This window comes from Clostridium sp. DSM 17811 (genome assembly GCF_018861905.1).
Lineage (GTDB): Bacteria > Bacillota > Clostridia > Clostridiales > Clostridiaceae > Clostridium_AD > Clostridium_AD frigoriphilum.
Map to the genome: position 1 here is coordinate 25210 of NZ_JAHLDU010000014.1, position 14149 is coordinate 39358.

Consider the following 14149-nt stretch of genomic DNA (forward strand, 5'->3'; position numbering starts at 1 on the left):
ATGCCTTATTTCTTAATAATGTTATTATAATTGGGTAATATACATAAATAAACTTACAAAAACATCGAAATGTAATATTCTTTTACACTTCGATGTCTTTGTAAGTCTATAAAATTATTTAATGTTTATTATTTCTCCTGAAACTAATTTATCTATTTTATCTATCAAATCCCTTGTAGAAATTTGTAAGCTTTTATCACTCATTAGCCTAATACATATTCCAGTAATAGCACAACAATAAAACTCTATTGAAAAATCATAATCTTCCTTTTTTAGTGTATGTCCAAATTCTTGAACCTTTTTAAAGCTATTTAGATATTTTCTTATATTATTAAAAATAATTTTTTCTATAAATTCTCTTTTGGATGATTGTAATGATTTACCAATAAGCATTTTTTGTTGATTAATATAATCGAAGATACATTCAAGTGCATCTTGATAATCTTCACATTCAATACTTTTTTCAATTATTTCTTCAAAGTCTGTTTCGATAATCCATTCCCGGAGGTCGTAAATGTCTTGAAAGTGATAATAAAATGTCTGTCTAGATGTTTTAGCTTGCTTTATAATACTACTTACGGTTATCTTATCAATATCATTACCCATACTTAGTAGTTTTAAAAAACTATCCTTTATTATGGTTTTTGTAACATCTTTCTGCATATTTTCACCTCTGTAAAATTTTACATAATATGAACTTTCTAACTTAACCTAATACTATGCCAATTGATTCCAAAGTAAAATCATTATCTATAAATGAGTAATTTCATAACAAATTTCGAAATTAGAAAAAAATCAACAAAAATAGACATTCTATTCGTCCTAAAATATTATATTACTGCAAGACAATATAACTAAAGGATAGATTAAAACTTCTACATAAAATAATATAACATATGATAAATCTATTAACAACTTTATGGGGTGCCGCCACATAGCCATCAAGCTAAGAGAATCCTATAAAAAAGGAAAGTACGTTATTTATGGCTAATGCGAACCTTGGCTGAAAATAAAGGCCTTGAAGCCAGCGAAATCAAGACTTATGAAATAGTTCATGAATATCTACTGGTGTGATTCAGACTTATGTTGGAGAGAACCCAAATTGAGAACTTTAAATTAATTGCTCTTAAAACATGCATTTTTCACTAAAAGCAATTCAGTTAATTGCCTAGAGATTTGCTCAATAGGCATCGACATATTATTTTCAAGCCACCAAGATATTACAGAAAGTATAGCCCCTGCATAAAATTGAGAAACAATAGTGAGTGTAACAGTTCCATTACTATTATTAGCCGTTGTTTGTTTTAAATACTCCTTTATATCTTGAGCTATTTGATTGCAGAATATATTTCTAAGATTCTGGTTATCTTTTTTTAGAAGAATTTCAAAATATAAAGTATAATAAGAAGCCACATGTTTAAAAACATCAAGAGTAATCTTTCCAGCCTCTTCGAAGTTATCGTTACTAAATTTATCTGATGTAAGCAGTTCTATAATATTTTGTAATCCATATGTAAGTAAATGACATTTATTCTCAAAATGCATATAAAATGTGGAACGATGAACCATTGCTCGTTCACATATATCTTTAACGTTGATTTCATCAAAAGAGCATTCTTTCAATAGTTCCAAAAGAGCATTCCACAATAGCTTATGCGTTCTAATTATTCTAAGGTCTTTCTTAGGATAAGAATCAGATTTAGTCATAAAAGCCTCCTATGTTAGTTATCCGACACATTACTATGAAGTGTCTTTTGTATATAATACAACTGTATTGTACAATATTATTAAATAAAAATATATATTTATATTTTATTAATGAAAGGATGATGTAATAATGGAAGCAAATAAGAAACCTTTACTTGAAAACTTAAAAAAAATTGGAAAAGGCATAGTACCTTTTGTAAACCCTTTAGAGGATCTTTCTCGAAAAAAAGATTTTGATACTAATTCCTGGTTTGTAATAGGGCATTTTGAAGCAGAAGGGCATAAGTTAAATTTTTTATTTCATCTCATGACATTGCATATGCAAGATAACATGTCTATTCTAACTTCAGTGTTCTCCATTACTGATGAAACTACAGGTTTTTATTATGGAGAAGATAAAGTTTTTCCTTTATCTCTTGCTGAGATTTCAGAGACAGAATTCAGTATAAAAGCACCAAACGGATTCATGTCAGGCGATTTGAATCAAATGCATGTACAGGCTACAATGCCTTGCGGTAAAGTAGATGTCACACTGAATCCGGTTGGATATGCGTTATACAATGGCAGTACAGGATACTTCCCAATGTTAAACATGAACATTCATCAATATTCACTTCCAACACTGGCTACTACAGGAACTATAACAATAGAAGACAAAACATATGAGATAAATGGAACTTCCTGGTTTGATCGTCAGTGGCAAAACCAGTCTATCGATATTGGCGGTCACTGGAGTTGGATGGATATTAATTTAGATAATGGAGATAAGATAAGTCTTTGGGATACAGTTGAGGATTCAACGGGAAATGAAACTGCATGGGCTACAATTCTTCATCCAGATGGTTCTCAAACGGTAACTGCAGTTGAGCCGCTATCAATAGGTCAATCTGATTACTGGTTAAGCCAAAAATCCGGACAAAAATATCCGACTCATTGGATGGTGAAAATACCTACTTTAGATGCTTGTCTTGAAGTTACTCCTTGCCCAAAGGAACAGGAAATTGTATCTCAACATGAAGCTCTTCACAAATATGAAGGAGCTAGTTCAGTCAAGGGTACTTACAGAGGGAAAGAAACAACCGGTTATTGTTATGTGGAATTAGTTGGATCATGGAAGTAGAGTATTATTAGTTGTTATATTTTTAATGGATTAGATTTCTTCTTATTAGCCTTATAAGCGCATAAAACTGTTAGGATATAAGTATTTATATAATCAATACAAACCTAAGAAAGACTCAAAAACTTATAAAAAAGTAAGATACATTTCAATTTTCATAATATCAATAATAATAATAATAATAATAATAATAATAATAATAATAATATAAAACATCAAAAATTTAAAGATGTTATTGAAGGAGAGAAAAAAATGTTCCAATTAAGAACTTATACACTTGCTAATCAAGAAGCAGCACAAACTTATTTAAGCATACATTGGAAACGACATCTAGAAAGTTTACCTAGATTTGGAGTTAAAGTACATGGAGTCTTCTCAGTTAAAGACAAAGCACAGGTTGTTGCACTGGTTTCTTATCAAGAAGGTGTCAATATTTCAGAAATTGATGATGCATACATGAAAAGTCCAGAGTTTCGCTCAGATATGGATGGATTTGACATAAAAAACATGAAGGGCGTAGATACTATATTGTTAGAAGCAGCATATTTTCCATGCGTAAAGTAAATACAAAAAAATCTACTGTCACAATTATAATGTATTTATAATTGTGACAGTGCCTTAAATACGAGTTGAGCTGACATCCAACCGCCGTATATGGTTGGATATTTATAATATTATTACCATGGATTTACTCAAAAGAACCAATCTTTACATGATATTATATCAAAGACAGTCGTTATAAATAAGTAAGGATTACTTTCAATACTATTCCGTAATTAATTGATATTGGTTTATTGGCTTGTCATATATAGACAAGCCAATTTTTTTCATATATTCGTAACAAATAACCCCACTATTAATTAAATAGAGGGGTCATTCTATTAAGCGTGTATTAATTGTGAATGTAACACAATACTGAACTGTTACATTGAATGTATTTCAATAAGATAAACCTACACCATTGAGGTGATTAGAAAAGTTATCTGCCTGGGCATTATATTGTTCAAACTAGGATCTACTAAAATACAATTCACTTATGGATTAACAGTCTTCTTTGCTCCAGTAGTATCATATTTACTAAAAATATAACTATAGAGTATTAAAGTAGCAGTCATAAAAAATAAATCCAAGAAGAAGAGCTCTGCGGGTCATTTTATTTTTTATCACTGATCCTATTCCCATGTGTATTAGCTATCTTAAATTTAGAGGTTACCTTCAGTAGCTACCGGTTTTCTCATAAAACAGCTTCGCATAAATTTTTAACTAATAAATCAATTTTAAATTCGCTATTTTAATGAAAACGCGAGCTTTATTATGTATGGTTCTAAGGCGGTTACCACAAGTGGTAATTGATAAGGTAATGCTCAGGTGTCCTTTTTAACGTATTAAAATTATCTCAAATGTATATCCATGATATTATTTTTTAAAGAATTCCATTCCAAGTTCCAGATCACTTTTTCCCATTACCTTTTCTATAGTTCCATTTTTAAGTTTAGCGGCTAGAGCTAAAATATTAGTTATAACTTTACTAAGCTCTTGGAGCTGCACTTGTGATTTAGGGAGAGCCGATTCAATATTAGCTGTTAAGGTTTCTTCATTATGCCATTTTGATATTTGATTCTCATATAAACATATGAAATCTAATTGCTTCGAAAATACCTTAATAACTCTTTCTACTATTTCATCATTCAAAACATATGGTTTAGATTGCGCCTTCAAAAGATTTTCATATTGATCTTTAGCTTCTTCTAGTTGACCAGATATCATTGTAGACATCATAGGTAGCATACTGACAGGTAAATTATGCAAAGTAAGACTCGATGGTACAGGTTTAGTTAAATCAAATAGCCTTGGTTATGCTCAATATCTTTATGTTTTGAATAAGCAAATATATTATGTTAGTACATGTGCAAACATCACTAAGGAAGAATTTTATAAAATGACGAATCTCATTTCATTAATGCTTATAATGGTAGTATATTTTATAAAAATTTTTCTGCATGATATGCTTTCCATGTGCCAGGTGGTCCGTATAAAATCACTTGTTTTTTACGACTAATGACACTTTCAATCTCTGCAACTATACCAGTAAGATTTTCAAGCAAAGGTTCTTTCGATTCCTTAACTTTGATTTCATCATCAATCTCATTAGGTTCAATATAGACAAATAATATAGATCTTTAATATTTATTTTCCTATTGGATAAAGAGTTTATCATTTAGTGATTAAATCCTAGATATATCAATATTTTACACTGATGCTATATTCAAAAAGGATAAGATGGTGGTAAAGCAGACATGGATGAAACAAAAATAATCCTGAAGTAATGAAAAAGTTTGAAGTAGATATGACAATTTACGTTAAAAAAATGAGTAATAATTTTATAAATAAAAGTAAATGCCAATACAAAACTGATATTTTAGATTTAGGAAGAATTGCTGCTGCAAAGTATGGAAGATGTAAAGGGACTGATTGGGATAAGGTAATATGTAATTCTGATATTAAAGTTAATGTAAAGTTTACAGTAGATAAGCAAGGGAGAGGAAGTTTTTAGTTTGAAAGCTTATCTCGGATATAGCCGAAAAGCCAATCCATTCACATTGGATCTATTACCTATACCTTAAAGATCTTATTATGTTGAATGCTTTTTATCATATCTAATACAATGTAATTGGATAGAAAAAAGGCCATAGAAATACTAACAGATTTTCTATGGCCTTTTTTCTATTGGGTTCATGTTAAGTCGACTGTTACTGTCCTTATATTGAAAATTAGTCATTGCATGTATCTTTCTATAATTTGAATTTAAGCACCATTTCATTAAGCTTTTGTGCCATTTCAGCTTGACTTTGAGCTGTAAATGCAATCTGTTCTACACCTTGGGACACCTCGTCGATGCTTTCTTTTATAACTCCCGTACTTTCAGAAGAGCTTTGTGCAAGTGTGGACATATTTTGCATTCCATCATTCACTTCACTGATAGTTGTAGTAAGGTCTTCGGACATAGAAGCTATTTCTCCAGACATTGTACTAATAAAATTAGCATCATCATAGTATTGGATTCCCATTTTACTCATATCTTCAAGCTGAGGTTTAACATTTTCTTTAATAAATATTAATACCTCATTGCTATTTTTGGAAAGATTCTTAAATGCAGTTTGTACGCCACCAATTGTATTTTGGATGCTTACAACAGCCTTTGAAGTCTGTTCTGCGAGTTTTCTAACTTCGTCTGCCACGACCGCAAATCCTTTTCCCTGTGTACCAGCTCTTGCAGCCTCGATGGCAGCATTTAGCGCTAATAAGTTTGTTTGTGTAGAAATGCTTGCAATAGTGTCTGCCATTACCAATATATCATCAACTACACTACCCTCTTCTATAGCTTTCAGAATGCTTTTTTCTTTTTCGCTAAATACATTCTCTATACTTTCAGTAGCTTCTTTTCCTTTTTTTTGAACCTCGATTGCTCTTTCTTTTGCTTTTATTGAATTATTATTTCCTTCTATTGATTTGATTGACAATACGTGTATCTTAGAATCCACTGTTTGAGCAGATACTGTTATTTTATTTGAAGTGGTACTAGTCTCTTTAACCTTAATAGCTATTTGTTTTGTCTCATTATTTATCTGTTGGAATTTTGCCGTCAACTCTTCAACTGTGGCGGATAGTTCTTCACTTGAAGCACTTAAATCCTGAGAGTTTCCTAATATGCTTTTTATTAGAGCAACTAATTCTTTCTTCATAAGGACAAATGCATTTGCAAGCTGTCCTACTTCATCGTTTGATTTCAGAAGATGATTACAACTGTCATCCTCAGACAAATCAAAATCTGCTGTTTTTTTAACAAGCTTTGTGGTCAAAATAATGGGTTGTGATATTTTTTTACTTATCCACCACCCTATTATAGAGAACATAATTGTAAGAAATAAAGCAAGACAAATAATTATTTTCTCTAAGATGATTATTCTACTAAAAATATCTGAGTTTTTAACAGCTATAACCATAATATCACCATTTATTAACTTACTATAACCAAAAACATTTTCTTCACCATTTATTTTAGCATATGTATAACCGTTCGTATTATTTCTCATAGTAGTAGCAACAGATTTTAAATCTCCATTTTGAATTTTTTCTAAATTATCTTTAGTAGTATATTTTTTATCTACTAAAAAATCATATTTGTTGTTCAACAAAAACGCATATCCGTTATTATAAACACTTACACTATTTATCATTTTCACATAATCACTAAAGAACAGATCAATAGCAAGAACTGCTACTAATTTATTATTTTTATAAATTGGCATAGTATACGAAATTCTCTTGTCGTTACTAACAGATTTTCCGCTAGCATTAACATGTGGGTCACTCCATATACCATTTTTAGTTTTTATTGGGTTATAATACCATCCCATATTAGTTTTAGCCTCATTGAAATCTGATAAAATAAACTTACTATTTTTTTTAAATTGTTTATCTGTGTTTGTCCCTTCGTAGCAAATTTGATATAGATCCTTTGTAATATCAGGATTTAGTATTAAAGTAATTCCTAGCCCATTCTTTTGACTTTCCCCTATCTTTTTTATTGTAGGGTCTATCGATGCAAGATAAGCCTTCGTATATTTTGGGTCTGTATTTGCTTTATTCTCATCAAATGTTGTTGATAATATATTTTCTACATTATTTGCAGTATTTTCAGTGTTTAATAACAATTTGTTTACTTCGTTTGCCTTGTTTGAAGAAATATCAGTAAGTCGTGATTCAGCTTCACTTTGTATAACATTCTTACTCTCTATAGTACATACCGTTGCTATAATAGATGAAGTTAACAAACAACAAACAGTAATCGCAGCTACTATTTTGTAGCCAATACTTGATTTTAGTTTTTCTAATAATTTCAAAACAAATCCCCCTCATGTCTTCTTGCTTCTATTTACAGTCATATTATTTTACCCTCGTTATAATATCGGCCAAAACATTTTAAAATTAACTAGAAAAAAATAACATTTGTAGGTTATTACTAAAGCTATTAACCCTGTTCTATTATTTGCGACTATTATATAAAATGTAATAATCGCGTCGGAGGATAGTTATGAACATTTAATTAAAAAATGAATTAGTGTTGAAAACCCGATTTAAAATTGCTCACGCTGAAAAAAACTTGTCTCAAAGTGAATTATAAGAACTTATTGCTGTATCTCGTCAAACAATCAGTTCTATTGAAACAGGTCAATTTTATCCAACAGCTATAAATGGCTATGTGATACATGTGGAGAAACCTTTGAAATTACTTTAAAGCAAAATATATTCGGAGTAAATGCTGGTATAAATTATAGAAATTTGTATTGTCCTAAATGCCATAAGAAAACTATGTGTAAAGGTATACCTAAACAATAGCGAAGACAGTTTATTTTGCTAAATACCTGACTTGCTTGAAATGCCAGGGACTTAACATAAACATTCCCTTAAGCTTGGTCGGCTATGCTATTTTCTAGCTTTGCGTTACAAAAAATGAAACAAGAGAAGCCATTATAAAGAAGGCTCTCTTGTTTCATTTATATATTCATCCTTGATATCTTTTAATACAATTCGATCCAATCTAAATTCATCTTCTGTATATTCATTCCAAGGTATATTTTTATTTTTAAGCAAATCCATAAAGTCTACAAGAGCTATTCCCGATATTTCAGCCCCGCGTGCTAATGACACGGACTTGCTAGTAAATAATGCAATTGATATTGATATTGTTATATTATCATTCAAAGATTTTGAAAGCCCCAAATCTTCTATAAGTGGTATTAGATCATTGGGTAAATCCAAATTTATTTTTATTCGTTCAGCACCCATTTATTCCACATCCTTAATTTATAATAACAACCCTCAGCAATGCTGGGAGTTTTAATTCATTGGATCAAGAATGATATGCGACCTTTGATAGAATTAATGAGTACCACCAGGGCCTACTGGTCACTGTTTTATTCTTCTTCTACTTCCTTTTTATACTCATTGGCGAACTCAATATCTTCTACACCGTGTTTTCTACTTAAAAGCGTTAATATTTCATGTTCTAAACCAAACTTCTTCTTTGCATCTTCTCTTGATTCTTCATCTTTCCCATAGATAGACTCTAAAACAAGAAGTGACATATAAAGACGATCACTATTTTGTTACAAAATATCACATAAATTCAATATAGTATTAAAATATTATATATATACTATAAAACAATATATAATTGGTCAATAAAAAGGAGGTGTATCAAAATGATTTTTCTAATCATTTTGATACACCTTTTATTGTTTTTTAGGTTTTATTATAAAATATAAATTCGGTCTTTATTTTCTACTTTTTATTCTGAAACATTTATATACTCATATTAATGTAAGTATAAAGAATATTAGTAAAAGTACTTCGCAAATGTTCTGATAATAAAACAAGATACTACTAGCTGCATTTAAAACTAATAACAAACAACTGGAGTGCCTACCTCTATATTATTAAATATTGTTTTTGCTACCTCATATGGTGAATTTACACAACCATGGGATCCACCTGTCTTATACAACTTTCCCCCGAAATTACTTCGCCAACTTGCATCATGAATTCCTATTCCTTTGTTAAAAGGCATCCAAAACTTCACAGGAGAAGCGTAGTTTTCACCTACAAGAGTTGCATTTGTTTCTTTATAATCGATCTTATAAATTCCACTTGGTGTTCTAGTCTTATCAGATCCAGCATTACCTGTGACAACATCCCCTTGTGTTATTAGTTTTCCGTTTTTATAAAACCATAAGTGTTGCCCTGTAAGATCTATTTCTACATAGGTATTCCCAATATCATCATTACCCCGAGCTAATGCGGTTTGATAATATGCTGGTTCTCTTTCTATAGACTTCCCTTGCTTTATCATTGAAATTAAATCTTTAGTTTCTTTAACCTTATTAATTGACCAGCCATAACTACCACCACCAATGTTAATTTTCTTCCCTGATGATGAAACAAAATTTCTCGTCTTAGCAACTGTATTATATTTACTAGCAAGTACGTCCATATAGCTTTCAACGTACTTTTCATTAAATGTTATTTCATTATTCTCATCAACTGTAAACCACTTATTTATTGTAGTCCCATCTAAAATCTCTTTATCTTCCCCAAAAGTATATGTAATTTTTGAAGATACATATTTGTTAAGCATGTCCCTTGTAGCAACTACCTTCTGAGATTTCGAAGTGTATTCTGGCTTAACATAATAATTAATTGACTCTAAATCTATTATTGTTTTGCCCGTGCTCACTGCATCTATGGCATAATTATATAAGATGTCTTTATCTCCCTTGTTTCCAATAATTTCATCGACAATTACATAACCCTTCGCTGTATATTTATAGCTAGCATTTTTAGGTTCAACTACCTTACTACTATCAAAACAAGAGAGCTTATCCACTTTCTCTTTTAATAAATCTTTATCGTATTTAACTTCTGCTATCATTTTAGAATCTTTCGTATTAAAAACTGCCCAGATCCATTTATAAGGATTCTGTTTATCTTTAAACACTTTAAAATCAGCATTCGCATCATACTTTAAGCCAATTTCTACTCCTCTAATCTGTTCATTTTTACCGCCACGTTCTTTTATGTTTAGCTGATATGTTTGAATCTCAGATGCCATTTGTTTATTTACATCCTCTACACTTTTACCCGAAACATTAATGTTATTTATTACAGAACCAAAATAAAAATGATTCATGAAATATATTGCCATCCCAAAGTATATAACAAACAAAATAAATATAGAAATTATAATACCCAAAACAATTTTCTTACGCTTTCTTATTGGTTTTATTGCTGACTTTTCTACTTCAGTTTCCATAACTGCACCTCTCTTATGCATTTTGCCACAATAATTTCCCCAAAACAGGGTATCATTGTTACTTTAATTATATCATAGTTAGTTGTAGCAACATACTTCCAACCTATATAAGGAAATTCGCTTCGCTCATAAAATCCCCCGGTGGACGTGAACAAATTGTAAATACAATTTGTTTTGCTATTCTACAAATACACTTACGCTACTTCAAAATATAAAAGTTTCAATACTGTTACCTTATGCTATTTAATAGCATATTTATATACTGTCAAATACTATTTTGACAAAGGAGCGATAATTTGAATTTTCAAGGACTAACAGGTAAAGTTATAACCCCTTGCGATAAAGAATATGCTATTTTAAGACTTGAATACAACCTGGACATTAACAAATTCCCTTTAGCCATTGTTTATTGTCATAATTATGAAGGTTATTCAACAGGTACGGGTGTATTAGTAATTGATATATCTTGTATAAGTGAAGTTAATATAGATACTAAACACGATATTGCAGTAATACAGGCTGGTGCAAAGCTTTTGAGCATATACTCAAAGCTTGCCGATAAGGGTTATGGTTTCAATGGTGGTACATGTCCTACAGTTGGTATTTCTGGCTTAGTATTAGGAGGAGGAAACTGAAAAAATTCTAAAAGATTTTCTATTGCTTCCTGGTTTATTAGAAACTTCATCAATATAATATGTACCTTTTATTTCCGCAGTAAAAGCTATTGCTTCTTTTTATGGACCTCCAAATAGATTTAAAGCCACCGGAAGATTTGTGTATAAGACGTTATCTGAAAGAAATATTAAAAATTTGGTTCAGTTCGTGGACAATAGTCCCGGCGCAGATAATTGCTTTATTAGACTATACTCTTTGGGTGGTGCAATAAAAGAAGTACCTAGTAATAGCTCAGCATATTACTATAGAAAGTCTGAATATATTATTGGGATAACAGCTGACTTTAAAAAGGATGATGATTCAGACATCTATAAAGAATGGGTCGCAGAGGTTTTACAATATGTTAACCCGCTAACAAATGGAACCTATGTAAATTTTCCTTATGCAGAGCTTAAACACTATGGAAATGCCTACTACGGTAAAAATTATCCTCTTCTTAGAGTGATAAAAACAATATACGATCCCTGCAATATATTTAAATTTCGACAATCAATAAAACCTTTAATAATATAAAATTTTATAAAATCCTTAACTAATTTGCTTTTCCACTTTCTACTGTAGTTAAACCACTTACACCATCCCATTTATACCATGTTAATATTTTAGAACACGTTGCATTGCTAGAATCTGGATCATTAGTATCCCTTTCTAAAGAAGAGAGTTCTAGTAACCCATCTCCATCAATATCTTTAATTTTAGAAGGATAAAGTGAATATATATCATCTATTGCTGGAGTAAGTTCTCCAGCTTTAATTATATAAAGAGACTGCGATCCGCTGTGCATACCCATAATACCTGATACAAAGACTCCATTTATGTCATCTTTAGCTTTTGAAATATTTATACTCATACAACGTTCTGCATTAGTTTGCACTGTACTAAAAAGACTATATTTTCCATCAGTATATTTAAATAATTGTATATTACTCGGAATATATTTCTCAGAAGAATAATTTCTTTCAAATACTGCAACTTCAAGAGTTCCATCATTATCTATATCACCCACACTATAATAGTTAGTTATATCTTCTTCATTTAGATTTGTTTTTTTTACAAGTTCTGAATCTGCATATTTACTTAGAGCATTAATATACCCCGTATTATTTACAATGTTTATACCATACTTAACACATGTAGCATAAGCCTCTGCAGCTTCCTTATATTTATTATCAACAATCAGTGTAGCTGCTTTATCACTTTCAACCTCAAGGTATGAGTTCTTAAAAGTATCATCATTTAATATGTCTTTAGCTAAAAGTAATGCATTTTCCGCTTTAACAGAATTTATTTTTGACTCACTTTGTATTAAATCTATAAATGCTATAGAATTTACATCATTTACTTTATACTTTATTGAGCCCATTAACAGTGCTGCCTTATCTTCAAAATCTGTACTCTCAATAGCTCTACCATTAAAGTTTGTTATTGTAATATTATCTATTAAGCTTTTCGCAACCGCGAGTCCAGTAGAATTACTAATCCACGTTCCCTTACTTGTTTGGATATAAATATCACCTTCGTTATTTACTAAAGCCTCACTTATAACACTTGCATTTTTAGAATCATTAGCATATTGTAATTCATAAACCGAAGATCCTATTAGTATAGAAAACTCTGGTACTGTAAAACCCACGGCTAAAGCTGGTATACTTAATTGTGCTACTATTAAACTCATTGCTAAAATCTTCTTAATATTGTTCATCTTATTATGTCCCCCTTTAATATCAATCAAAAACAAGCCTATACTTCTACCTAATTTTATACTATATTTGTATATATTAACACTCTTATATTAACATCGAATAAAAGTTATCTTTCTTTACTATTTAATTGAATTTTATTTGCAAATATAAAACCTTCCAACTATGATGTAGCTGATGAAGATTTAAAAACAATTAGAAGTATGGCATATAAAGTTTTGGATGTATTTAAAATTAATATTATTATGTTAAATATTTGAAATTTGTATTAATATTCTATATAATTGAATAAGGACATAATTATAGTAAAAGTTGAAGCAAAGTTTAGTTAAAATGCAACTACTATTATTATTAAATGCTTATAATATTATAAACTAAGAGGGAGTGGTATTATTACGAATAATATATTTATACTGTTCATGGTTATAGTCGGATTGTGCATTATTCTGTATGGACTAACGAGAACAGAAACAAATTTTGATATGCTTAGATATGCTTTAACTACAAATACAAAAATTGATAATAAAAAGGGTTTTGTAAAATCTTATAAAATTAGCTCTTTAGTAATAGGGCTTTTATTATTAACGTTAAGTTTTTTATCGTATGCTGAGGTATTTTCTTTTAATTATACGTCTTTATGTTTTTTATCAATAATTTTATTAAAATCCATAATGAGAATGTTTATTCAATTTAAATATACTAAAAAATCTACAACGTAAGGGATGTTTAAAATATTAATATATTGAGTGCTTTTCATATAAATTGAATAAATTAATAAAAAGAAAATAACAAAGGTGTCTGCAGAATTATTTTTGTATTTTATTTCATTTTCACATTTAGTAATTAATATTACCTGTTTAATCATTACTTCTTCTACTTCTTCTTTATTTATTATTTCTTGTTCTTTACTTCTTATTCTATTACTTGGTAGCCCCTTAATAGGCTTTAAATGGGCTACCAAATGGGTTATTAATTTCATTTTCACAAGCCCTATTAATTTTTTCTTTTCTACAACATCATCATACCCTAGGTTTTCTTTATATAGCCTTAAGATATTTATATGCACTGAAAATTTTC

The 14149-nt window shown here is 29.9% G+C and carries 14 protein-coding genes and 2 pseudogenes; 6 read left to right on the forward strand and 10 right to left on the reverse strand.

The window, feature by feature from the left end; genetic code table 11:
* Positions 1-114: 114 nt before the first annotated feature.
* On the reverse strand, positions 115-663 hold the full coding sequence (locus tag KPL44_RS16290) for a TetR/AcrR family transcriptional regulator C-terminal domain-containing protein (RefSeq protein WP_216252421.1): 549 nt from the start codon (positions 661-663) through the stop codon (positions 115-117).
* Positions 664-1116: 453 nt separating this feature from the next.
* A complete protein-coding gene (locus tag KPL44_RS16295) occupies positions 1117-1707 on the reverse strand; it encodes a TetR-like C-terminal domain-containing protein (RefSeq protein WP_216252423.1) in 591 nt (196 codons plus the stop codon).
* Between the two features lie 130 nt (positions 1708-1837).
* Between KPL44_RS16295 and KPL44_RS16300 the strand changes: the two genes are divergently transcribed.
* Entirely contained in the window at positions 1838-2827 is a 990-nt protein-coding gene (locus tag KPL44_RS16300) for a lipocalin family protein (protein ID WP_216252426.1), read from the forward strand.
* Positions 2828-3076: 249 nt separating this feature from the next.
* The gene (locus KPL44_RS16305) at positions 3077-3388 is read left to right on the forward strand and encodes an NIPSNAP family protein (RefSeq protein ID WP_216252428.1); all 312 of its coding nucleotides are present in this window, start codon (positions 3077-3079) and stop codon (positions 3386-3388) included.
* A gap of 852 nt (positions 3389-4240) precedes the next feature.
* Here KPL44_RS16305 and KPL44_RS16310 read toward each other — a convergent pair.
* Together KPL44_RS16310 and KPL44_RS25845 are read right to left on the reverse strand one after the other, a co-directional pair.
* Positions 4241-4633 (reverse strand): hypothetical protein, encoded by a 393-nt coding sequence (locus tag KPL44_RS16310; protein ID WP_216252430.1) that lies wholly within the window; start codon positions 4631-4633, stop codon positions 4241-4243.
* A 173-nt stretch (positions 4634-4806) separates the two neighbouring features.
* Positions 4807-4929, reverse strand: coding sequence for a hypothetical protein (locus tag KPL44_RS25845; RefSeq protein WP_301182972.1), 123 nt, complete (start codon positions 4927-4929; stop codon positions 4807-4809).
* Between the two features lie 218 nt (positions 4930-5147).
* Here KPL44_RS25845 and KPL44_RS16315 point away from each other — a divergent pair.
* Positions 5148-5378, forward strand: a pseudogene (locus KPL44_RS16315) (Ger(x)C family spore germination C-terminal domain-containing protein); the annotation flags it as partial.
* A gap of 238 nt (positions 5379-5616) precedes the next feature.
* On the opposite strand, the gene KPL44_RS16320 reads toward KPL44_RS16315, so the two are convergent.
* Positions 5617-7728, reverse strand: coding sequence for a methyl-accepting chemotaxis protein (locus tag KPL44_RS16320; protein WP_216252434.1), 2112 nt, complete (start codon positions 7726-7728; stop codon positions 5617-5619).
* Positions 7729-7946: 218 nt separating this feature from the next.
* Here KPL44_RS16320 and KPL44_RS25400 point away from each other — a divergent pair.
* Positions 7947-8075, forward strand: a pseudogene (locus tag KPL44_RS25400) (helix-turn-helix transcriptional regulator); the annotation flags it as partial.
* A gap of 281 nt (positions 8076-8356) precedes the next feature.
* On the opposite strand, the gene KPL44_RS16325 reads toward KPL44_RS25400, so the two are convergent.
* The 3 genes from KPL44_RS16325 to KPL44_RS16335 form a co-directional block, all read right to left on the reverse strand.
* Positions 8357-8674 carry a UPF0175 family protein gene (locus KPL44_RS16325; RefSeq protein ID WP_216252436.1) on the reverse strand — a complete coding sequence of 106 codons (318 nt, stop codon included), beginning with the start codon at positions 8672-8674 and terminating at the stop codon, positions 8357-8359.
* A 128-nt stretch (positions 8675-8802) separates the two neighbouring features.
* The gene (locus tag KPL44_RS16330; RefSeq protein WP_216252438.1) at positions 8803-8973 is read right to left on the reverse strand and encodes a hypothetical protein; all 171 of its coding nucleotides are present in this window, start codon (positions 8971-8973) and stop codon (positions 8803-8805) included.
* Between the two features lie 314 nt (positions 8974-9287).
* The gene (locus KPL44_RS16335; protein ID WP_216252439.1) at positions 9288-10697 is read right to left on the reverse strand and encodes a L,D-transpeptidase family protein; all 1410 of its coding nucleotides are present in this window, start codon (positions 10695-10697) and stop codon (positions 9288-9290) included.
* A gap of 296 nt (positions 10698-10993) precedes the next feature.
* Between KPL44_RS16335 and KPL44_RS25405 the strand changes: the two genes are divergently transcribed.
* Together KPL44_RS25405 and KPL44_RS25410 are read left to right on the forward strand one after the other, a co-directional pair.
* Entirely contained in the window at positions 10994-11332 is a 339-nt protein-coding gene (locus tag KPL44_RS25405; RefSeq protein WP_253201811.1) for an FAD-binding protein, read from the forward strand.
* A 139-nt stretch (positions 11333-11471) separates the two neighbouring features.
* The gene (locus KPL44_RS25410) at positions 11472-11885 is read left to right on the forward strand and encodes a BBE domain-containing protein (RefSeq protein ID WP_331702777.1); all 414 of its coding nucleotides are present in this window, start codon (positions 11472-11474) and stop codon (positions 11883-11885) included.
* Positions 11886-11904: 19 nt separating this feature from the next.
* Here the strand turns inward: KPL44_RS25410 and KPL44_RS16345 are convergent, their stop codons facing one another.
* Positions 11905-13074, reverse strand: coding sequence for a hypothetical protein (locus KPL44_RS16345; protein ID WP_216252441.1), 1170 nt, complete (start codon positions 13072-13074; stop codon positions 11905-11907).
* A 683-nt stretch (positions 13075-13757) separates the two neighbouring features.
* Positions 13758-14138, reverse strand: a complete 381-nt coding sequence (locus KPL44_RS16350) for a hypothetical protein (protein ID WP_216252442.1) — start codon at positions 14136-14138, stop codon at positions 13758-13760.
* Between the last annotated feature and the right edge of the window lie 11 nt (positions 14139-14149).

Bases quoted from the DNA above. Each gene is read 5' to 3' on its own strand.
- KPL44_RS16300 (WP_216252426.1), top strand. From the start codon at position 1,838: ATGGAAGCAAATAAGAAACCTTTACTTGAAAACTTAAAAAAAATTGGA.
- KPL44_RS16290 (WP_216252421.1), bottom strand. From the start codon at position 663: ATGCAGAAAGATGTTACAAAAACCATAATAAAGGATAGTTTTTTAAAA.
- KPL44_RS16335 (WP_216252439.1), bottom strand. From the start codon at position 10,697: ATGGAAACTGAAGTAGAAAAGTCAGCAATAAAACCAATAAGAAAGCGT.
- KPL44_RS16295 (WP_216252423.1), bottom strand. From the start codon at position 1,707: ATGACTAAATCTGATTCTTATCCTAAGAAAGACCTTAGAATAATTAGA.
- KPL44_RS16345 (WP_216252441.1), bottom strand. From the start codon at position 13,074: ATGAACAATATTAAGAAGATTTTAGCAATGAGTTTAATAGTAGCACAA.
- KPL44_RS16330 (WP_216252438.1), bottom strand. From the start codon at position 8,973: ATGTCACTTCTTGTTTTAGAGTCTATCTATGGGAAAGATGAAGAATCA.
- KPL44_RS16325 (WP_216252436.1), bottom strand. From the start codon at position 8,674: ATGGGTGCTGAACGAATAAAAATAAATTTGGATTTACCCAATGATCTA.
- KPL44_RS16305 (WP_216252428.1), top strand. From the start codon at position 3,077: ATGTTCCAATTAAGAACTTATACACTTGCTAATCAAGAAGCAGCACAA.